At 53.7% G+C, this 20,415-nt stretch carries 17 protein-coding genes; 5 read left to right on the forward strand and 12 right to left on the reverse strand.

The window, feature by feature from the left end; translation table 11 throughout:
• Window positions 1-62 precede the first annotated feature (62 nt).
• Both crtD and HU175_RS19180 read right to left on the reverse strand, forming a co-directional pair.
• A complete protein-coding gene (crtD, locus tag HU175_RS19175) occupies window positions 63-1,532 on the reverse strand; it encodes a 1-hydroxycarotenoid 3,4-desaturase CrtD (RefSeq protein WP_410528606.1) in 1,470 nt (489 codons plus the stop codon).
• A 75-nt stretch (window positions 1,533-1,607) separates the two neighbouring features.
• Window positions 1,608-2,477 carry a PE-PGRS family protein gene (locus HU175_RS19180; RefSeq protein WP_176568112.1) on the reverse strand — a complete coding sequence of 290 codons (870 nt, stop codon included), beginning with the start codon at window positions 2,475-2,477 and terminating at the stop codon, window positions 1,608-1,610.
• 425 nt (window positions 2,478-2,902) lie between these two features.
• Here HU175_RS19180 and HU175_RS19185 point away from each other — a divergent pair, with 425 nt between their 5' ends.
• Window positions 2,903-5,353, forward strand: a complete 2,451-nt coding sequence (locus HU175_RS19185) for a prolyl oligopeptidase family serine peptidase (RefSeq protein WP_176569283.1) — start codon at window positions 2,903-2,905, stop codon at window positions 5,351-5,353.
• Window positions 5,354-5,474: 121 nt separating this feature from the next.
• On the opposite strand, the gene HU175_RS19190 is transcribed toward HU175_RS19185, so the two are convergent.
• From HU175_RS19190 to corA, 7 genes are all read right to left on the reverse strand, one after another.
• Window positions 5,475-6,032 (reverse strand): hypothetical protein, encoded by a 558-nt coding sequence (locus tag HU175_RS19190; RefSeq protein WP_176568113.1) that lies wholly within the window; start codon window positions 6,030-6,032, stop codon window positions 5,475-5,477.
• 115 nt (window positions 6,033-6,147) lie between these two features.
• Window positions 6,148-6,912 carry a tRNA pseudouridine(38-40) synthase TruA gene (gene truA, locus HU175_RS19195; protein ID WP_176568114.1) on the reverse strand — a complete coding sequence of 255 codons (765 nt, stop codon included), beginning with the start codon at window positions 6,910-6,912 and terminating at the stop codon, window positions 6,148-6,150.
• Window positions 6,913-6,977: 65 nt separating this feature from the next.
• Window positions 6,978-7,910: an NAD(P)-dependent alcohol dehydrogenase gene (locus HU175_RS19200; RefSeq protein WP_176568115.1), complete on the reverse strand. Its 933-nt coding sequence runs from the start codon at window positions 7,908-7,910 to the stop codon at window positions 6,978-6,980.
• Window positions 7,911-8,104: 194 nt separating this feature from the next.
• Complete coding sequence (locus HU175_RS19205) at window positions 8,105-8,884, reverse strand: glycosyltransferase (RefSeq protein WP_176568116.1); 780 nt, start codon at window positions 8,882-8,884, stop codon at window positions 8,105-8,107.
• Window positions 8,885-9,123: 239 nt separating this feature from the next.
• Entirely contained in the window at window positions 9,124-10,452 is a 1,329-nt protein-coding gene (locus HU175_RS24880) for a DUF6600 domain-containing protein (RefSeq protein ID WP_228724212.1), read from the reverse strand.
• A gap of 164 nt (window positions 10,453-10,616) precedes the next feature.
• Entirely contained in the window at window positions 10,617-11,066 is a 450-nt protein-coding gene (locus tag HU175_RS19215) for a hypothetical protein (RefSeq protein WP_176568117.1), read from the reverse strand.
• Between the two features lie 64 nt (window positions 11,067-11,130).
• Window positions 11,131-12,081: a magnesium/cobalt transporter CorA gene (gene corA / locus HU175_RS19220; RefSeq protein ID WP_176568118.1), complete on the reverse strand. Its 951-nt coding sequence runs from the start codon at window positions 12,079-12,081 to the stop codon at window positions 11,131-11,133.
• Window positions 12,082-12,228: 147 nt separating this feature from the next.
• Between corA and HU175_RS19225 the strand changes: the two genes are divergently transcribed.
• Window positions 12,229-13,485, forward strand: coding sequence for an isochorismate synthase (locus HU175_RS19225; protein ID WP_176568119.1), 1,257 nt, complete (start codon window positions 12,229-12,231; stop codon window positions 13,483-13,485).
• Window positions 13,486-13,544: 59 nt separating this feature from the next.
• Here the strand turns inward: HU175_RS19225 and HU175_RS19230 are convergent, their stop codons facing one another.
• Window positions 13,545-13,712 carry a hypothetical protein gene (locus HU175_RS19230; RefSeq protein WP_176568120.1) on the reverse strand — a complete coding sequence of 56 codons (168 nt, stop codon included), beginning with the start codon at window positions 13,710-13,712 and terminating at the stop codon, window positions 13,545-13,547.
• 71 nt (window positions 13,713-13,783) lie between these two features.
• The gene (locus HU175_RS19235) at window positions 13,784-14,041 is read right to left on the reverse strand and encodes an adhesin (RefSeq protein ID WP_176568121.1); all 258 of its coding nucleotides are present in this window, start codon (window positions 14,039-14,041) and stop codon (window positions 13,784-13,786) included.
• A 179-nt stretch (window positions 14,042-14,220) separates the two neighbouring features.
• On the opposite strand from HU175_RS19235, the gene HU175_RS19240 reads away from it, so the two are divergent.
• Window positions 14,221-15,279: a glycoside hydrolase family 130 protein gene (locus tag HU175_RS19240; RefSeq protein ID WP_176568122.1), complete on the forward strand. Its 1,059-nt coding sequence runs from the start codon at window positions 14,221-14,223 to the stop codon at window positions 15,277-15,279.
• 4 nt (window positions 15,280-15,283) lie between these two features.
• Here HU175_RS19240 and HU175_RS19245 read toward each other — a convergent pair whose 3' ends face one another.
• On the reverse strand, window positions 15,284-15,862 hold the full coding sequence (locus HU175_RS19245) for a DUF6624 domain-containing protein (protein ID WP_176568123.1): 579 nt from the start codon (window positions 15,860-15,862) through the stop codon (window positions 15,284-15,286).
• Window positions 15,863-16,035: 173 nt separating this feature from the next.
• Here HU175_RS19245 and HU175_RS19250 point away from each other — a divergent pair, with 173 nt between their 5' ends.
• Window positions 16,036-19,026 carry a S9 family peptidase gene (locus HU175_RS19250; RefSeq protein WP_176568124.1) on the forward strand — a complete coding sequence of 997 codons (2,991 nt, stop codon included), beginning with the start codon at window positions 16,036-16,038 and terminating at the stop codon, window positions 19,024-19,026.
• A 223-nt stretch (window positions 19,027-19,249) separates the two neighbouring features.
• Window positions 19,250-20,359, forward strand: a complete 1,110-nt coding sequence (locus HU175_RS19255) for a hypothetical protein (RefSeq protein ID WP_176568125.1) — start codon at window positions 19,250-19,252, stop codon at window positions 20,357-20,359.
• The last annotated feature ends 56 nt before the right edge of the window (window positions 20,360-20,415 follow it).

Genomic DNA, 20,415 nt, shown 5'->3' on the forward strand with positions numbered 1-20,415 from the left:
CTCTTTTCCGACGCTAATTTCATTCTCCTTTCCTCCTTCCTCCCTCTCCTCCCCTTCCTCCTCTATTTCACCATCTCCCCCACAATCTTAGCCGACAGTAGGCAAAGTGGGATGCCGCCACCGGGGTGAACGCTGCCGCCGACGAAATAGAGGTTTTCGAACTGATGGGAGAAATTGGCGTGGCGCAGGAAGGCGGCAAATCGGTTGTTGGAACTGTTACCGTATAGGGCACCCTGCGACGAAGCCGTACGGGCTTCAATACTACGCGGGTCCAGAATTGATTCGGTTTCGATCAGTGCCGCTACGTCGACGCCCAGCACGCGGCTCAGTTTGCGAATAACGTTTTCCCGCGCCCGGCTTATGATCGAATCCCATTCCTGACCGGTGTTATTGGGTACGTTGAGCAGAATAAACCAGTTTTCCCCCGCAGGCGGTGCATCATTGGGGTTATGCTTCGACGTAATGTTCAGGTAAATCGTCGGATCGTCGGACAGGCTGGCCGCATGGCCGTTTTTACCAAAGAGCTGATCAAATTCGGTTCGGTAGTCGCTGCTAAAAAAAATGTTATGCAGCCCCAGTTCGGCAAACTGCTTCTTGATGCCCCAGTAAAAAATAAGGCCCGAGCTGGATTTAGGCTGACGCAGGATACGCTCCGGCTGGCGAGCGGCAGGGAGTAATTTTCGGAACGTATTGACTACATCCATGTTAGACACGACGAGATCAGCCGGAAACGTGAAAGAAGCGGGCTGATGCCCTTCCTCCTCTCCTCCTTTTCTTCTTTCTTCCTGTTCGCCCCTTACCCCCTCAACCTTTTTTCCCTTGGTTTCAATGGCCGTAATGCGCGTGTTATAGTGAAACCGAACGCCCAGATCTTCAGCCAGTTTCACCAGCGCGTTCGTTATACCAATCATACCTTCTGCGGGGAAAAACGCGCCGATGTTATATTCCAGATGCGGAATAATGTTCATCGTGGCCGGTGTCTGGTACGGGTCGGAGCCGTTATACGTAGCGTACCGGTTGAACAGCTGCACGAGTTTAGCGTGGCGAAACCGACGCTCGTTGGCCTTGTTCATGGTTCCGAAAACGCCCAGTCTCGGCAGATTCAGGTAGCCCCGAAAGGCATCCTGATTAAACCAGGTCGACAGCTTATGCAGCGACCGGTGCAGAAACAGCTTTTCCGTTACGTCGTATTTAAGAGCGCTGTCAGCCAGGTGCTGGTGCAGATGCTCGGCGGGTTCGCCCAGCACAGCTTCTACCTCCTGCCCAAACCGATCGTGATCGGCCCAGGCGGTTAACCGCGTTCCGTCATCCCAAAAATAGCGGCAGGTTTCGTCCAGCTTCTGGTACGTAAAATAGTGAGCCGGATCGCGGTTGGCCAATCGGAACAGTTCGTCAACCAGATGCGGCATGGTAAACAGCGAAGGTCCCGCGTCGAAGCGATACGTATGCCCGTTGGCCTTCTGTTCAAAACTGGACAGTTTTCCGCCGGGATACGCATTGCCCTCGAATACATCGACCTGGTATCCTTTCATAACCAGTCGAATGGCGGTAGCGATACCTGCCACACCTGCCCCAATAACTGCAGCCTGTTTCACTACGTAACGGGATTACTGACGAGCGTAATAATACAGATTGACGGTCGCGTCGCCCCGTTTTTCACTGAGGGTGAAATACCCCTTTGCTTCCTTGTCGAAGCAGATGGCTTCCCCCTGCGGCTCCAGGCGATACGGCAACTGCCGGTTCGAGTTACGCTGCATAGCGTCTCCAACGGTCTGACCGGCGTTACGTTTCCAGTAAAAAATCTGGGTATAGGTCCGGACCAGAATTTCGGTACCATCGGGAGAGATGGCAGCACCGGTCGCAAAGGTCAGCGGTAGTTCACCCAGTAATTCAGCCACTGTAACTTCGTTTATGTTCTGCGGGTACGGCAGGCGGTACAGGCGGCTGTTGTTTTCGCGCTTGGTTACGATAAAGATGTCGCTCGTTTGCGGATCCACAAACATAGCTTCGGCATCACGGGGGCCATCAGGGTACCGGAAGTTGATTCGTTCAATCTGTGTAACGGGTGTTTGCAGGTTAGCCGGTTCGGGCATACGATAGATCTGCGAGATTACATTCTGGGAGTTATTATCGCCGATATCGCCAATGTACAGGTAGTTTACGCCAGCCTGCGGTCCGGGGCCGATTGAGAGTTCTTCCCAGTCCCGGTTAGCGTAGGTAGGAACGTTAACCCGTCCTTTTATAGTCCCGTCGTAGCCCAGCAGCACCAGTTGCGCCGCGTTTCCGCTATCTTCCTGCACCCAGAGATTACCGGGCATACTACGGCTGTCGACCATACCGGACGCTTCGTCAATCTGGCCGGGGGTAATGGGGGTTGCTGTTGGCTCTGACGAAAACTGAGCGTTAAAAACGCTATCGACTTCAAGTTTACAGGAAGCTGTCGCCAGCAGGCCAATCAACAGAACAAGGGTACGCATGAAAACTAGTTGGTTAATTCCACCGTCAAAGTAACGAAACAGCCAGTGAAAAATGATGAATAAAGCCTGAATAAGCTATTAACGAGCCAGCAAACGTCTTGTTGGACAAATTCATTCTCCGATTGCCGTACTGATTCCTCCCTGCAAGAACGCCTATTCAGAAGAAACTGGTAAACGAGCAGCAAAATCGTTACGATACGTTCGACTGCCTCTTTTTCATTTTTCTTTGGATAAAAGTGACTTTAACCGTATACTATTGGCTTTAACAAATAAAAACATCCATCATTACCTGTTCTGGTGTAATTTTAGACCTGATCTAGTCTCAACCTCCTAACTTCATGAACCAACTCTCTGCTGCTGACCGGTCAACATTCGTCCGGCGGGGCTTATCCTGGTTGAACCCTGTCTGTGGAATCGCGCTGGCAATGACCCTGTCTGTAGGTGCACACGCCCAGGATGCCACCGGGTATCAAACGCCCCCCAAAGCCCTGGCCGATCTGGTCACCCTGCCCCCCACGCCAACGATCAGCGTATCGGACAAAGGCGACCTGATGCTGATTATGGAACAGGCTGGTGCGCCCGACATCGCCGAACTGGCCCAGCCCGAACTTAAGCTGGCAGGGCTGCGACTCAATCCAGCCAACAACGGTCCGAGCCGGATGCGCTACATCACCAACCTGAAACTCAAAAAAGTAGCTTCAACGCAGGACGAGATGCCCCTGACGGGCCTACCCGCCAAGCCGCTCATCAGCTATGTGCAGTGGTCGCCCGATTACACGAAAATCGCTTTTGCCCACTCGACCGACGAGCACATTGAACTGTACGTCGCCGACGTAGCCACGGCTAAAGCGCAGCGCGTTGGTACGGTTTACCTGAACGCCACGATGGGAATGCCATTCCGGTGGCTGTCTGACAGCAAGAGCGTGATCGCCCGCATCGTACCTACCGGTCGTGGAGCGGCCCCCGAAATCAGCCGCGTACCATCCGGACCAACCACCCAGGCCAACGTCAGCGGTCAGCGCGGACAGGCACCAACGTACCAGGATCTGCTCAAAAGCCCCTCCGACGAAAAGCAGTTTGCTTATTACACGACCTCGCAGGTCGTGCGGCTGGGACTCGATGGCCAGATGACGAACATTGGTCAGGCGGGCATTATCGCGTCGGCAGATCCCTCACCGGATGGAAAATACGTCATGGTCGAAACAGTACATACGCCGTTTTCGTATCTCGTACCAGTAGGCCGTTTCCCACTCCGCACCGACATTTTTGCTACGGGCGGCTCGCTGGTAAAAACACTGAACGATGGTCCGCTTCAGGAAACGGTAGCCTACAGCGCCGACGGTGCTCCAACCGGTCCTCGTAACTACAACTGGCGGGCCGACGTACCGGCGTCGGTGTATTATACCGAAGCGCAGGACAAAGGCGATCCGAAGGTGAAGGCCGATATTCGGGACAAAGTATTCATGGTCGAAGCGCCCTTCAGCGGTCAGCCCAAAGAGATTTATGCCGCTCAGTACCGTTTCGGTGGATTCGAGTGGGGTAACGCCACGATGGCCCTGGCCAGCGAACGCTGGTGGCAGAGCCGCAAGAGCCTGACCAAAACGGTCGATCCAACGAACTGGCAGACGGCGGTTCTGTTCGACCGCTCGTACGAAGATCGCTACAGCAACCCCGGCCAGCCCGACACCCGGCATAATGAGTATGGCTACGAAGTTCTGAATCTGCTGCCCAACAACGAGATTCTGATGCTGAACGCCCAGGGGGCCTCACCCGAAGGCGACCGGCCCTTCGTGAGCCTGCTCAATCTGAAAACCAAGAAAACAACTGAACTGTGGCGGTCGCAGGCTCCCTATTTCGAGCGGCCGCTTGCCGTACTGGACGCGGCTAAGCGGTCGATCATGATCACCCGCGAAACGCCCGACGAAAGTCCGAACTACTACGTAGCGAACCTGATGGCGAAGGGCAAAAAAGCCGCAGCGCCGGTACAGGTTACGTTCTTCCCGCATCCATACCCGCAGCTGAAAGGTATTCAAAAGCAGCAGCTTCGCTACAAACGCCCGGATGGCGTCGATCTGACCGCTACGCTTTACCTGCCTGCAGGTTACAAGAAAGAGCAGGGGCCACTGCCTACGTTCCTGTGGGCGTATCCGGCCGAGTTCAAGAGCAAGGATGCCGCCAGCCAGGTATCGGGTTCGCCTTACCAGTTTAACCGGATCAGCTACTGGGGCGCGGCTGCCTTCGTCACAATGGGCTACGCTATTCTGGACAACGCCAGCATCCCTATTGTAGGTGAGGGCGATAAAGAGCCAAACGATACGTACGTACAGCAACTGGTATCGAGCGCAAAAGCCGCCATTGACGAAGGGGTTCGGTTGGGCGTTGTTGACTCCAGCCGCGTGGGCGTGGGTGGTCACTCGTACGGCGCGTTCATGACAGCCAACCTGCTGACGCACAGCAATCTATTCAAAGCGGGTATTGCCCGGAGTGGTGCCTACAACCGGACGCTGACGCCATTCGGTTTCCAGAACGAACAACGGACCTACTGGCAGGCACCCGACGTCTACAACACGATGTCGCCGTTCCAGAACGCGAACAAAGTAAAAACACCAATCCTGCTGGTTCACGGGGAAGCCGATAACAACACCGGTACGTTCCCGATCCAGTCGGAGCGTTACTATAACGCTCTGAAAAGCTTCGGCGTAACGAGCAAACTGGTGTTCCTGCCGTACGAAAGCCACGGCTACACCGCCAAGGAATCATTACTCCACATGCTGTGGGAAATGAACGGCTGGCTGGATGCCTATGTCAAGAATCCAAAACCAACGCCAACGGCTCAACCGGCTAACAAAGCAGGTAAGCTGGGCAGCGGCAAGTAAACTTCTTTGCTGTAACACAACAATGAAAAGGCTCCCTGTCTCTACGACGGGGAGCCTTTTCGTTTTGCCTCGTCTATACGCACTAAGCAAGGTTATCAGCTTTGCCATAGATGTCGGCTACTTAATACTTCATATAGGGCACCTTTTCTGACTGGTAGGCTAGCCCACGACGTAGCCAAAGTAACTTACCATCCCTCACCTTGAACCGCCATATTTTAGGGTCATGCGTTATTACTGTTAACATAACTTCATTAGGAACATCTGTTGGCGTTTCTTCTCTACCATCTGGTAGGCGAGATCGTAAAAATTGGTTAATCTGACTTACTTTGCCCGTATCGATTGAAGTCAGCACATCTTCAAGACCCGTGTAAAATAGTAGTGTATGCCCTTTCCAACTGCCGAAAGTAGATGTTGGGTTATCCTTGATTTCATCATACAAGGCGAAATCATGGAGTGTGTAGGTGTAATCACTGTCATAGCGCTCCAGGAAGACAGCAAGAATAAGTGATTTCGATCTTTCCCCTTTCAAATACTCGCTCAGCACGCTTTCAAAGACCTTATCTTTAATGACAATAGGTGGCAGCGTTGCTGTTTGGGTTTGAGCAGAAACATCAGATGCATAGCTGATACCCAGCAGGCAGAGCGCCCAGATGGCAAGATGAGTACGGGTAGATACCATTTGATTGGGTTTGTAACATTCAGTTCTTCTATTTCCGTAATCAATGATGCAGGACGAGTCGGTTTAGCACATAATCATCTATAAAATCCTGGTTGATTGGTGCCTATGCTCTTTGCTAGTCGTTAGGCCGGTTTACTAGCACCCCTTCGGGATAGCCAACTTCCGTCAGATACAGCCCATTAGCGGGAGCCGGGCGACCAAGCAATGTCCGATCGCGGGCCTGAATGAGCTGATCGAACTGGTCCAGGCTCATACGCCCCTGCCCTATCTCGACCATCGCCCCGACAATCGTGCGGACCATGCCCCAGAGAAACCGATTGGCTTTAATGTGGAATGTAATCTGGTCAGCGTTTTTCCGCTCCCAATAAGCAAACGCAAGCTGGCAACGGAAGTGTGTTACGTTAGCGCGAACCTTGCTGAAGCTTTTAAAATCAGTGTATTTCAGCAGAATCTGACAAGCTTCGTTCATGAGCCTGTCATCCAGCTGCGGCTGAAAATAATAGGTCAGACCCGGCGCAAATACGTCTTTCTGCCGCGAAATGTGGTACTGATAATAGCGCGAGATGGCCGAGTAGCGGGCGTGGTCCTCGTCCCGAACGGGAAAGATACTGTGGATACCAATGTCGTCGGGTAGAATGCAGTTGAGCGAATGAATCATCGACTCCGACGTATTGATTTCGGCAGGCACGTCAAAGTGCGCGAACTGTTGGGCGGCATGAACCCCCGCATCCGTACGGCCGCTGCCAATCACAAAAACAGGCTGCTGAAATCGCTGCGTCAGGGCTGCTTCCAGCGTAGTCTGCACACTGATTCCGTTCGCCTGCGTCTGCCAGCCATGGTAAGCGCCCCCCCGGTACGATAACTCAATAAAATAACGCATGATAGACAAAAGTGGGCGGTTTTGCCGGATTGTCCACCATGCGTCTGGTCAGCTACCCGTTCGAATCAATCAATCGAGATGGCAATTTTACTCACAAAATCACCCGCTTCCAGCAGGCGATGCGCCTGTTCCATCTGCTCCAGCGGAAACGTACGGGCTACGTAAGATTTCAATTTCCCCTGTTCGACCAGCTCTTTCAGCGTCGTCAGATCAGCCGTGTTCGCTTCCATGGCAATTATTTTCATGCGGGGTTTCACCAGATCAACCAGCGTTGATAGGGTCCGGGAGAAACCTTCCGTATCAGGTTTGGTCGTGATCAGTAGGGCGTCTTCCTTCAAATGCGGCTCCACGTCCGACAGAATCAGCTTACCCGCCGTATCAAAAATCAGGTCGTACTGCTGATTGGCGGGCAGCGGTTTGTCATAATCCAGCACGGTGTCGCAGCCTAGTTCATTAGCAGCTTCATTGTGCGCCGGGCTACAGGTGCCCGTTACGGTCGCGCCCATGTGTTTGGCCAGTTGCACCGCGGCACAACCAACGCCCCCCGTACATCCATTGATCAGGACATGGCCGCCCGCTGTCAGATTTCCCTGTAGCAGAGCCTGATAGGCCGTCAGCGCCACCACGGGTAAGGCGGCCGCTTCGGCGAAGCTGATGGTTGCAGGCTTCAGCGCAACAACGTCTTCGTCAGCGGCTACTTCACTGGCGTAAGCAGCTCCATTCGTGGGTGGCACCGCTCCGTACACCTCATCGCCTGTTTTGAACCGCGTACTTCTTGACTCCAGCACAATCCCGCAGAAATCACTCCCGATAATCTGATCGCCGAACAGACCCGATGCGACCCGGAACGCCCCCGCCCGAATCATGGCGTCAACAGGGTTTACCGATGTAGCCCGGTTCCGAACCAGAATCTGGCCATCACTGATGGTTGGCGCGTTAAGCGTTTTTATCACAAATTCACTGGGGTCACCGTAGTGTTCCAAAACTGCAGCTTTCATAACGTATCGAGTTAGTTTGACACGGCCGAACTCGTCGACCACCTGTCTCGGAGAACTCCGTACAGCCAGCATTGTTACGGCTGTTTGACCAGATTACAACTTGGCGATTTATCCAAAAACAAAAATTCCATCCGGAACGCTTTTCTCCAGATGGAATTTTACACCTTACTTAATGAATATTTTCACATCAGGCCTCACTTGCTCAGTGGGCGCATAAACTGGATGTCGTAATTGTATTTAACTTGCCGATAGGTATTCCGCACAATCTTAATGAACGGATTATGGCTGAGCATCCACCGGCTGCGCTGAACCGTACTCGGCTCGGCTACGTCGTTACGTTGGTCGAACAGTTCCTTAAAATCGTTGTAGAACAGCGCCCGGCCTTTATTCTGAAGAAACGAAACGCACATGCGGTACTCGGTCTTATCCACTTTCATGCCTTCCACGTAACGACCAAACTTGGTCAGAAACGTGCTCCGGCGCAGGTGCGGGTGATCGCTGTACGCATAAATCTTATAATAATCCGGTTTCCAGCCCGAAAACTTTGTTTCCGAGAAGCCATCGCCGTAGGGCTTTAGATAGGGATAGGTCAGATAGGCGTAGAACCGCACGTAGTCCAGTCCCTGGTCCTTTTCCATATAACCCAGTGATTGCTCAAGGCGCTCTACAAAAGCAGGTTTCGGCACAAAGTCCTCCTGAATGTACAGGGTGTAGGGCGTCTTCACCGCATCCTGCCCTTTGTTAATATTGTTGCCGAGCCCCCGGTTTGTCGACGTTGTAACGAGCGTGAAGCCGTACTGCTGCTGCAGCTCGCGCAGCATCGTCTGGTGCTCGACTTTACTGCCGTCGTCCGAAACGACAATATCAGCAAATGTGCAATCCAGTTTCAGGAAAGCGATCAGCAACCGTTCCAGTGACTGACTGCGATTGTAGTGGGTAATTAACAGGGATACGTCCGGAAATCGAGTATGCATACGAACGAAAGGATAAGAGGCTAGAAATACTCAGACATGACGGTTGTCTGACTTTTTCGTTATGACTCGATAACCCCCTGAAGGTGACAGGATACGTCGCCTTTTTACGTATACTTAATCCAGTCGGTTTACATCATGATCCATAAGTACCTTTCCGGGTGTAATAGAAATCCGGCAACCCACCTTTGTCGTGAATTGCCGGATTTCTCTTTCCGCTGTAAATCTGGGTTCTACCTGGTTTAGCGTGGACCGCGACCACCCGACTGGCGTTCACCACCACCACCAGGCTGGCCTGGCATCGAGCGCTGGCCACCGCCCGCTTCTCGGCCCCCCTGAAAGCCACCGTTCGATGGTGCCTGCTGTTGATACGTTCGTTCCTGACGGGCGTTTGGCGTCGATTCGTTCCGTATACCGCCCATCTGTCCACCCCGGCCGTAGCTACGTTCCGGCTGCTGCCCAAAGCCATTTTGCCGGCCCGGGTTCATATCATTACCTTGATAACTCCGCTGGGGCTGCTCCATGCGTTCGTAGGAACGACCGGGCGTATTACCGGGGTTAACTGCCTCAGGCGAATAGCTTCGGCCAGGCGTATTATCGAAGCCGCGGCCTGGGGTTGTATTTATGTCCGGCGAGTAACCGCCACGTCCCTCGTACGGATTAGTACCAGACCGGTTGTAATTACCCGGTTCGTAAATCCGCGAACGACCAGCATTCGGATTGGCCGAGCGGTTTCCGCCGGAATAGCCATTTCCATAACCCGAATTTGGCGAGTTATAGTTGTTGAAATCACGACCGGGGTTCCGGTCAGCCCGACTGTAGTCGCGGCTGTACGACCGGCCGTTACCGGGATGGTAAAATCCAACCGACCCATTGCTGACCACCGACCGGCCCGGACGATTGATCTGGTCGATGCGGTAAACCGGCACCGACTGACGGGTAACCCGTTCGATGTCACCCCGCTGCGGGCCATATACGTACGCCCGGTTGTTCGACCGATAGACGTTGTTGATAATGGTCGTGTTGTGGTAGATGTTCACTACGTTCGGCCGGGCCACCCGATAATTATACAGGCGGGGACTGGTAATGTACGCCTGCGGCACGAAGGTCCAGCAGAAAGCAGGCAGATTGACGTTCACATTGATATTCACGCCGGGACCCAGCGGAGCCCAGCCGTAATACCCACCACCCGACCGCCAGCTTACCCAGGCGGGTCCCCAGTCGGAACCCGGTAGCCAGAGCCAGCCGCCATAGGCAGGGTCATAAATCCAGCGACCGTAGTGAAATGGTGCCCAGCCCCAGTCATAGTTTGATACCCAGGTATTACCGTATTCGGTAACGATCCAGTGCCCATTGCTGGCATAGGGCTGAAAATCGGGACCTGCCGACGGAATCCAGGCGTTGCCGTAACCGGGGTACTGCGTCCACTGTCCGTAGGGCGCCAGTTCATCGTAGAACGACTCAACCGGCACGCTCATCCCCGGTTGTGCCGTAGCACACCCCGTAAAACCCAAGCCAATTGCCGCCCAGGCAATCAGACAAATCATTCCTATTTTTCTTAGCGCGTTCATAACCGGAACTGGTAGCGGCAAGTGCCGTAACTGACTGTTGGACAAGAAATCAGCGGGGAGGTTTAACACGCCTATGAATAAAAAGGCGCTGGTTGCACCAAACAAATCCTGCGATCGTCTTTTCGTGCAACCAGCGCCTTTTCGCGAAGTTCGGCTTTGCCAATTTATTTCTTCAGTCCCTTGTAAACGGCGCCCGAAACGACCCCGCCCAACAGATACCAGCCAATCGTCATGGCTATGGTAGCCGGGGTGCGAGCGGTGGGCGCTTTACCGAGCCCCATCGGACCGGGCAACGTAACGGCGCCGATTCCGGCCAGTACGCCCAGTGCCGTTCCGGCCACCAGTGGCATTTTACCGACCAGCCCCACTAGACTATAATAGCCCGCATTGGACGCAATATCGCCAACCATGGCAGCTCCATACAGACGTTTTCCGGTAGGGGGTTCTTCACCGATGGCCTTAAAGCCTTTAATCAGGCTGCGCTCGCCCAGCAGATCGGCGCGGGGTGCGGTAGGGACAAATTGCCGGACCGTTTCGTGCAGGACATTCAGCGCGACAGCGCCAACCAGCCCACTGGTCAGCGCGCGCGAAAAGTTTGATGTTGGTGTTTTCATGCGTGAATGAGGCTTTCTTGAGTAACTAACTCCCTCATTCACCGGTTGTTTAAGCAGGCGGCCATTACAGCCATTGCTTCCGCCGGAAAATCCATACCGTCAGTGCAGACGACAGCACCATCATCGCCAGGGCAAACGCATAGCCGTACTCCCAGTGAGTTTCAGGCATCTTGTCGAAGTTCATGCCCCAGATACTGGCCAGTAACGTGGGGGGCAGAAACACCAGTGAAACGACCGTAAATATCTTGACGACCCGGTTCTGTTCCAGGTCGATCAGACCAAGGTAGGTATTCTGTAGAAATTCCAGCCGCTCGAAAATGAAATTGGTGTGGTCAATCAGGGAATTAATGTCTTTAATCAGGGTTCGCAATCGGCCCTGTTCCTGTTCGTTGAACCAGCCATCCGACCGGATCATGGATGAGATTACCCGCTGCTTATCAACCACGTTTTCCCGAATCGACATCGTCAGTTCCTGGTAATCGTTGATGTTCAGCAGCATCTCCTTATCCAGCTTGGCGTCCAGATCAAGCATCCGGTTGATGGCCTTGATCTCACCCGACACCATCTCGATCAGATCGGCATCGTAATCGATTCGCGATTCGAAAATAGAAATCAGGATCTGTGCGCCATCGCTGAACAGTGCCCGACGCGATTTGATACGTTTCACCGTATCGGCAAACGACTTAAGGTCGGCGTGCCGGTAGGTAAACAGCATGTCGTCTTTCAGAAGAAAACTGACGGGTACCGTTACGTAGCGCTGCTCCTGGTCCGGCACCAGAAAGTTGGAATTGGCAATCATGAAGTCATCTTCCTCGATGTAGCGCGAACTGCTTTCAATCTCCAGCAGCTCCTGCTGACTCAGAAAATCGACATCAAACTTTTCTTCAACGCTCTTGATTTCGGCCGAGGTTGGATTCTGCAGATCGACCCACAGCGTTCGTTCGGTATCGGAGAATGAATCGATATCCCGTATTTTACGGACGGCGGTTTCATCTTGCTGAAAAATGCGAATCATGGCTATTAAGTTGACCTGGGAATGGAGGCAAAGTTCGTTGAAATCCGGCGAATGCGTTCTATTGTACGAAAAACGGCGATAAAGCGCACAAATTCGGTTAACAAACTGTTATTTCATTAACTGGCTTCAAGAGTCTGGTTTCTGTTTATGCAATCTGATCCTGTTCGTAACTCTGTTAATACGGTTTCTCCAACGACCGATTCGCTCTGGTATGCCGCCCAGACACTTGGCTATCCAGCTGCCCTCTGGCGGCTTCCAAACCAGACTGAAAAACAGTTTATTATCTCGACCGACGAACGGCTGCCGCGCGTAACGGCAGACCTGGAAGAACTGCCTGCCGGCTTTGTTTTCAGCCCGTTCGACAACCTGAATTCGGAAACAAGTGCCCCTGCCCAAACGCTGTTTTTACGCGCCGATCTACAGGCTAGTTTCTCGGCTACGGGCGTTACCAGCCTGACCATTTCGTCGGATTTTTTAGCCGAACAAATCCAGCAACTGGTACGTCGATCGAACAAATCAGCCGCTAATTATGACCAGCCCGCTACCGTTTCGGCCGATCTGACCGACCCCGATGAGCAAACGCGTTACCTCCGCAACGTAACAGCCGCCATCGAGGCCATGCAGCGGGGTGAATTCCGCAAAGTCGTTCTATCGCGAACCAAACGGGTTCGCTTCGATCAGATACCACGGGTTACTTCGCTGTTTGACAAACTTTGTGCCAGGTACCCAACCGCGTTTGTGTCGGCGGTCTATCTGCCCGAAACGAACCAGGTCTGGCTCAGCGCAACGCCCGAACGTCTGGTCAGCGTTGATCAGGACGGTATTTTTCGGACGGTATCCCTGGCGGGTACCCAATCGGCCTATGAGCCCGACGGTACGCCCAAACGCCCATCGGAAGCGATGTGGTCGCAGAAAGAAATTGAGGAACAGGCCCTGGTTAACCGGTATATTATTGAGTGTTTTAAGAAGATCCGGCTGCGGGAATACGTTGAAGAAGGCCCCAAAACCATTATTGCCGGGAACCTGATGCACCTGTGCACCAGCTTTACGGTCGATACGCAACAGGTGTGTTACCCACAGCTCGGTACGGTCATGCTCCGGTTGCTGCACCCTACCTCGGCCGTTTGCGGTATGCCGCGCGACCAGGCGTTTGCGTTTATTCAGCAACACGAGGTTCACGATCGTGAGTTTTACGCGGGCTTTCTGGGACCTGTCAATGTCAGCCAGCCCGAACAGGGGCCTGGCCCGGCCAGTAACCTGTTCGTTCATCTGCGCTGCATGAAGCTGGAAGGCGACACGGCCACCCTGTACGCCGGTGCCGGTATTACCGAGGACTCGAATCCAGAACGCGAGTGGCAGGAAACGGAAATGAAGTGCCAGACGGTGCTGGCCGTATTAAACTAAACAGCCGGCTGGCAACCGAAAACGGTGCCAGACCGGCTGGTCAATTACACAAACAGGCTTTATTCTCTGGCGCCTTCGGCGGGGTCGCTGCTCGCTCTTGATCCGGCTTCGGAGGTGCGGCCGCCATCGGCACTGGCTGCCGACGATTGCGTTTCGCTGTCGGGGGCCGTACCAGAGTTATCGGCATCGGCCGTTGTTACGATTTCTTCTTCTTCTGGATCTGTCATCAGTTCAGTTTATTTAGCAACGAAGCCGGGTACTACCCCGGCCCCGTCAGGTTAATTATTTACACGACGACTTAAAAATCGTCATCATCATCGAGGTCATCCTCTACGTCGTCATCCAGTTCTTCACTGATGTCGTCGTCGTTAAATTCGTCGTCTTCAATGTCGGCAAGATCATCTTCGCCGTAGCCACTGGTAGCCCCTGAACCTAATTCATCAAATTCGGCTCCGCCATCAAAGTCGTCGTCATCGTCCTCAAAGGCAGCCGCTTCCGGGTCAGGGTTCATCAATAACACGTCTTCGTCTTGGTCGAACGCTGGCACATTAATCATGATAAAAAGAGTCTGTCGTTTTAGAATGGTTTTTCCTCTTAACGCCCCAAATAACTGAAGGTTTATCCATTTGGACAACAATTTGTAAAAATCATCGGGAACACCGCCGTTGCCCGATTGTTAGTACGAATAGTGTTCGCAATACGTTGCAACCGTTACTACCTGATACTCGCGATTTTATGAAGAATTACCAGCTCCGCCGACTCTCCGATCAGCCCATTCTGCAAACTAGTGACGTAAAACCCGCCATCGACGGTTTTGAGGTACTGGGCGCTTTTAATCCGGCTGCCTGCTGGTTCGATGGTGAGATTCTCTTGCTGCTCCGGGTTGCCGAAGCCCCCAGGGCCGAAAAAGGTACAATCCTGGTTCCGCTGCTGGAGGATCAGAACGGCGTTCCGGTGCTGACGATCAAACGTTTTACCGAGCCCGACGAAGACTATGATCCCCGCGTCGTCACGATAGATGGCAAACAATACCTGACCTCGCTGAGTCACCTGCGGCTAGCCCGGAGCCAGGACGGTATTCATTTTGAGATTGACATCAAACCGTTTCTGTTTCCGGCCCGGATGGACGAGTCATACGGTATTGAAGACGCCCGGATTACGTTTCTGGAAGGCAAATACTGGATTACGTACACGGCTGTATCGGAACATGGCCCGGCTGTCGGGCTAGCCGTCACCACCGATTTTGTTACCGTCGAACGACTGGGTATTATCCTGCCCCCGCCCAATAAAGACGTAGCGCTTTTTCCCGAAAAAATAAACGGTACGTACTGGCTGATGCACCGGCCAATGGTATCGGATATTGGCAAACCGTCGATCTGGCTGGCCGAGTCGACCGACGGTGTTCACTGGGGGAAACATCGGTTTCTGTTCGGTGGCCGGGGTCTGACCGATCCGGCATTTGCCTGGGAGGGCGGCAAGATTGGAGGTGGCCCTGAGCCGATCCTAACGGACGAGGGCTGGCTCTTGTGTTATCACGGTGCCGACGCTACGCACGCCTACTCGCTGGCCCTGGCCCTCCTGGATAAAAGCGACCCTACCCGCGTGCTGGATCGCTCCAAGGCCCCCCTGCTGAGCCCAGAACTAAGCTGGGAGCGCGAAGGCTTTTTCCCGAACGTCGTGTTTTCCAACGGCTGGGTCATGTGGCCGGACGAGAGCGCTCAGGCGGGCAAAATCTGGGTGTATTACGGAGCCGCCGACTCGGGCGTGGGGCTTGCCGAACTGGTGCAGGCGTAACAATCTAAAACCGGTATTTGCGTTTGACGGCCTCTACCGTAGTCCGTTCATATATGGCGCGAAGCTGTTGGGCATACTCCTCAACGGTTTGCGTAAACCCGGCTTTTTTGCGTAGTGTGTTCACATCGTCATAGTCGGCAATGGGCCAAACAAAACATTGCTGCTTTGCCTCGTGCTGTAACGTCCGACAAGAAGCCTGCGTACCGTAAATCTGGGGTTTGTACTGATGCATCAGTGAGCGGTCAAGCATCATCGCGTAGAGCCGGAACGGTAGCTCGCCATGCTCGGCCGCTTGTTTAACCTGCGGCAGATACGTATCGATCTTATCGGAATGCTGGATGATGTAGAAGACCGCTTCGTTGGTAGGCTCGCCAACCAGCTTTTTACCGGGATAGCCATACTGTTTCAGGATAGCTTCGGTTCGGGCCAGGTTGCTCGCGTCTATCTTGCTCTGCTGAGCCCATAACGCGTTCATCAGATTGCTCTGCTCGACCTTAAGCACAGCCGCAAGACTATCACGCAACGGTTTCTCTTCATCAAAGCGAGCCATGTATTCCCGGTAGCGCTGGTCGAGTGTATACATACTATCCAGCTCCGCTTTTAGTGGCTAGTTTATTTGTCCCTTCGCGAAAAGAGGCAACCCGAAAAGGAATAAAAAACGGTAATTCATACGGGGAAATACGTCATTCGGAGAAATTCATCCAGTAAAAATGACCATTTTTAAGTAGTTTCGTCGGTTAGCTAACCTGAAATATGATGAAACGTTACTCAAAGCTGCTGGTTGGTCTTTTTCTCACCAGTCCGCTTTTTGCCCAAACGCCCAAGCGTGCGCTGACGGCCGCCGACTACGACCGCTGGGAAAGCGTCCGGACCGAGAAAATCTCGAACGATGGCCGCTGGCTTACCTACCAGATCGACCCCCAGGAGGGCGACGGCCGCCTGGAACTCGTTCCTGCCGGTGCGAAAGACAGCCGTCAGAAGTCCGTTTTCCCGCGTGGCTACATGGCCCAGTTTACGCCCGACAGCAAGTTTCTGGTCATGCGTCTGAAAGCGCCTTATGCAGACACGCGCCAGGCCCGGCTCAAAAAGAAAAAATCCGATGATCTGCCCAAGGACAGTCTGCTGGTAATGAACCTGGCAACGGGCAAAACCACGCGGATGCCGAACGTCAAATCGTTCGAACTTGGCAAAGAAATGGGGTCCTGGCTGGCGGTCGTGCAGGAGCCAAAGGGTGAAAAGGAACGGCCCGCGGCTGCGGCTACCCGGCCCAGTGCCCAATCCAAAGGCGATACGCTGCCGGCTCTCCCACCAGTCTCAACGACAACCGTGACAACCCGGCGCGGTCCGGTCAAGAAACCGAAAGGTGACGACCTGACCCTGCTGAACATGGCCGACGGAACCCGCAAAACGATCCGTTACGTATCGAACGTAGCGATGTCGGACAATGGACAATCGGTTTTCTACAGCCGCGAATCCGCCAACGACTCTCTCAAAGCGGGGCAAACGGCCATTCCCGGCGTTTTCCTGTTCAATACTACCAGCGGGCAGACGACGCTGATCGACACCAACGCAACCCGGAAAATCTACAAAGGGCTGGCCGTCGATAAAGCCGGTCAGCAACTGGCCTGGATGGCCTCGGCCGACAGCGCGGGGTCGGAAGTGAAAGTTTTCTCGCTGTTCTACAAGAACCTGACACCGGTGGCAGCGAAAAAGGGCAAGAAAGGCAGCCCTGCTCCCAGCAACGGCATAAAAACCCTGGTCGATACGGTTGCGCAGTCAGTTTTACCCAAAGGCTGGTCGGTAAACGAATACCGGGAACCGGTCTTCACCGCCGATGGCAAACGCCTGTTCTTCTCAACGTCACCCATCGCGCCGAAATCCGTAAAGGATTCGCTGACACCCGACGACGAAAAGGTAAAAATGGACGTCTGGAGCTGGACCGATACGCGCCTGCAACCCATGCAGCAACGGCGGTTGAAAGAGGAAAAAGAACGGGGTTACCTGACCGTTTTTGATCTGGGCTCGGATAAGCTTACGCTGCTGGCTAACCGCGAGATTCCGACCGTTAGCTTCGATCCGAAGAACAATACCCGCTACCTCATCGGCATGAGCGATCTGCCCTACCAGGTACAGTCGTCCTGGGACCCCGGCCATACCGACCTGTACCTGATTGACGCCCAGACGGGCGAGAAAAAACGGATTGCGAACGATGTCATGGCGTCGGATACCAAACTGTCGCCCGGCGGCAAGTACGCCTACTGGTTCGATGAGCGCGATTCACTCTGGCGCGCCTGGGACATTACCGCCGGCAAACGCATTGATCTGACCCGTGGTCTTCCCAGCAAATTCTTTGACGAAGAGCATGACACGCCAAACCTGCCCGGTGCTTACGGCTCGGCTGGCTGGACAAAAGGCGATCGCTACGTCTGGCTGTACGACCGCTACGATATCTGGCAGATTGATCCAACCGGCCGCGAAAAACCACAGACCATCACCGCGGGCTGGGGCCGCAAAAACAACGTGCGCCTGCGCCGGGCCGACCTCAACCAGCTTGGCCGGTCAGAAATGTTCAGCCGCCTGAACGACGATCCGGCCATCGATCCCGCTACGGAGCTTTTCCTGACGGGGATCTGGGAAAAGGACAAATCGACGGGGATTCTCAAAAGTAAAACTGGCGCGACAGCCGCCGAACCAACGGTGATGCAGCACAGCAACCACCGCTATTCCGGGCTGAGTAAGGCTAAGAATGCCTCGACGCTGACCTTCTACAAAGGTAATTTCCAGGAATCGATCAATATCTTCCTGACCGATACGACACTGGCTAACCCGGTTCAGCTGACCCACACCAACCCGCAGCAGGACAGCATCCGATGGGGTAGCGTCGAACTGGTAAGCTGGATGGGCACCAACGGCGTTAAGCTCGAAGGACTGCTTTACAAACCCGAGGGCTTCGACCGCAACAAGAAGTACCCCATGCTGACCTACTTCTACGAACGTAATGCCGAAACGCTGAACGATTATAAGGCTCCTTCGCCCAGCCGGTCAACGATTAATATTTCATACTGCGTTTCGAACGGATATCTGGTCTTTGTACCGGACATCGTGTATACCACCGGCCAGCCGGGTCCAAACGCTTACGACTGTATTGTGCCGGGCGTCCTGAGCCTGCTCGACCGGGGCTTTGTTGACCGCGATCGGTTGGGTGTTCAGGGGCAGAGCTGGGGCGGTTATCAGACCGCCTACCTCGTTACCCGTACGAATCTGTTCCGGGCCGCTATGGCCGGGGCGCCGGTTGCCAATATGACCTCGGCCTATGGCGGTATTCGCTGGGAAACGGGTATGAGTCGGGCGTTCCAGTACGAAAAAACGCAGAGCCGCATTGGTGGTACGCTCTGGGACAAACCGATGAACTACATCGAAAACTCGCCCCTGTTTTACGCCAACCGGGTTGAAACGCCCCTTTTGATGATGCACAACGATGCCGATGGCGCCGTCCCCTGGTATCAGGGCATCGAGTTTTTCTCGGCATTACGTCGTCTGAATAAACCCGTCTGGATGCTGGTGTACAACGGTGAGGGCCATAACCTCACAAAACGTTACAACGCCAAGGATCTGAGCATTCGCCTGTATCAGTTCTTCGATTATTACCTCAAAGACGCGCCCATGCCGATCTGGATGAAAGATGGTCGCACGGCCGTTGAGAAAGATCGGGGCGAAATGAAGTATTACTACCAGGACGGTAAGTAAGTCCCGTTTTTTGGGAGCAAGATTGTTTTTTGGACAGGATTACAGGATTAAAAGGATTTTCAATGAATCGTAATCTTAGTATTCCTGTCTAAAAAATAGCCTTGTCCTACGCCGGGCTAACGTAATTTATTTCATCTTTTAGTAATCGTATTTACTTTTAACGTCCACTTCGTTTCAGTTTGACACGAGGTGGACGTTTTTGTTTTGTTCCTCGTACTGTTGCATGACCATACGTACTTTCTATTGCATTGTTTTTATTGCCCTGGCCGGATACGGTTGTCGGATCAGCCAGCTACGTAGCAGTAAACCGCTGCCTACTGCCGCTGCCATTACCGAAGAAGGATTTTTGAGTTGTTTCTCGCCCAACACGGTTGTCGCCGGGAATCTGCTCTGGTGCGAAGTATCAGCCGTGTTGTACGACGGCAAAAAGCTCTTGTTTGCCAACGATAAGGATGCCCCTGCTGATCAGAGCCCGGTTTTTAGCCGCAGCCTGGTCCAGATCGCGGACACAAGTCGGCCAGCGTACCTGATGGCTCCCCAGTACGCAGCGGCCCACAAATACGAAGATTTTGCCCGTACCCCCGATGGTCGGTTTGTTTTCTTAACTACTGCCTTTGACCGGGTAAAACCGGGCACTACTGACTGGGATGGGTACAATACCATACTCTACTGGCGTACCGGCGACGAAGCCCATCCGCACGTACTGGCAACGGATGATGCGGCAACCTCGTCGGTTGGGTTGCGGCAGCACCTGGCGAAAGTCCTGGCCAACGATGCCTTTCCGGGAAGCATGCCTTATTTTAAAATCGAAGGCCTGGCCGCTACAAAAACCACCTTGTTTTTTGGTGTGCGTGAAGAAGGGAAAACCTACAGCGATTTCACCCACCGCGCCAAGATTATTGGCGTATCGTACCGGGTTGAGAAAAAAGGGGGTCAGGAACGAATTCGCCTGGATAACGACTGGAGGCTGATCGCCGATTTCAATCCGGCCCGTACGCACCCTGAGCTACCCAGCCCCCTGGCGCTCTCGAGCCTGGAATATGACCCTTACCGCCGTTGCTTCTGGATGCTAACCTCACTCGAAGCCAACGGTCAGCTGGATGCGTACCTATGGGTTATCAGCCCCGAAAACCTGTACACGAACAAGCCCTTTACGCTCATCACAAACGTAGTGGGCCAGCCGCTTCACCTGGGTCACAAGGCCGAAGACCTCACCCCATTAGATCAAAACCGGTTGCTGCTCATTCACGATGACGACCGGGTACAGACTACCGTCGGCAAGCGATCCCGCCAGTCGAATCAAGCCGCCTACTCCATCCTGACAATCAAGTAAAGTAACCTCACCATAGCGAAGACCAGCCCGAACAGCTCGGTCTTCGCTATGGTGAA

It is taken from the genome of Spirosoma sp. KUDC1026 (assembly GCF_013375035.1).
Taxonomy (GTDB): domain Bacteria; phylum Bacteroidota; class Bacteroidia; order Cytophagales; family Spirosomataceae; genus Spirosoma.

Excerpts from the sequence above, each read along its gene's own strand:
- HU175_RS24880 (WP_228724212.1), bottom strand. The coding sequence starts at position 10,452 with ATGAACGCGCTAAGAAAAATAGGAATGATTTGTCTGATTGCCTGGGCG.
- HU175_RS19255 (WP_176568125.1), top strand. The coding sequence starts at position 19,250 with ATGACCATACGTACTTTCTATTGCATTGTTTTTATTGCCCTGGCCGGA.
- corA (WP_176568118.1), bottom strand. The coding sequence starts at position 12,081 with ATGATTCGCATTTTTCAGCAAGATGAAACCGCCGTCCGTAAAATACGG.
- HU175_RS19225 (WP_176568119.1), top strand. The coding sequence starts at position 12,229 with ATGCAATCTGATCCTGTTCGTAACTCTGTTAATACGGTTTCTCCAACG.
- crtD (WP_410528606.1), bottom strand. The coding sequence starts at position 1,532 with ATGAAAGGATACCAGGTCGATGTATTCGAGGGCAATGCGTATCCCGGC.
- HU175_RS19245 (WP_176568123.1), bottom strand. The coding sequence starts at position 15,862 with ATGTATACACTCGACCAGCGCTACCGGGAATACATGGCTCGCTTTGAT.
- HU175_RS19230 (WP_176568120.1), bottom strand. The coding sequence starts at position 13,712 with ATGACAGATCCAGAAGAAGAAGAAATCGTAACAACGGCCGATGCCGAT.
- HU175_RS19185 (WP_176569283.1), top strand. The coding sequence starts at position 2,903 with ATGACCCTGTCTGTAGGTGCACACGCCCAGGATGCCACCGGGTATCAA.
- HU175_RS19215 (WP_176568117.1), bottom strand. The coding sequence starts at position 11,066 with ATGAAAACACCAACATCAAACTTTTCGCGCGCGCTGACCAGTGGGCTG.
- HU175_RS19235 (WP_176568121.1), bottom strand. The coding sequence starts at position 14,041 with ATGATTAATGTGCCAGCGTTCGACCAAGACGAAGACGTGTTATTGATG.
- truA (WP_176568114.1), bottom strand. The coding sequence starts at position 6,912 with ATGCGTTATTTTATTGAGTTATCGTACCGGGGGGGCGCTTACCATGGC.
- HU175_RS19250 (WP_176568124.1), top strand. The coding sequence starts at position 16,036 with ATGAAACGTTACTCAAAGCTGCTGGTTGGTCTTTTTCTCACCAGTCCG.
- HU175_RS19190 (WP_176568113.1), bottom strand. The coding sequence starts at position 6,032 with ATGGTATCTACCCGTACTCATCTTGCCATCTGGGCGCTCTGCCTGCTG.
- HU175_RS19180 (WP_176568112.1), bottom strand. The coding sequence starts at position 2,477 with ATGCGTACCCTTGTTCTGTTGATTGGCCTGCTGGCGACAGCTTCCTGT.
- HU175_RS19200 (WP_176568115.1), bottom strand. The coding sequence starts at position 7,910 with ATGAAAGCTGCAGTTTTGGAACACTACGGTGACCCCAGTGAATTTGTG.
- HU175_RS19240 (WP_176568122.1), top strand. The coding sequence starts at position 14,221 with ATGAAGAATTACCAGCTCCGCCGACTCTCCGATCAGCCCATTCTGCAA.
- HU175_RS19205 (WP_176568116.1), bottom strand. The coding sequence starts at position 8,884 with ATGCATACTCGATTTCCGGACGTATCCCTGTTAATTACCCACTACAAT.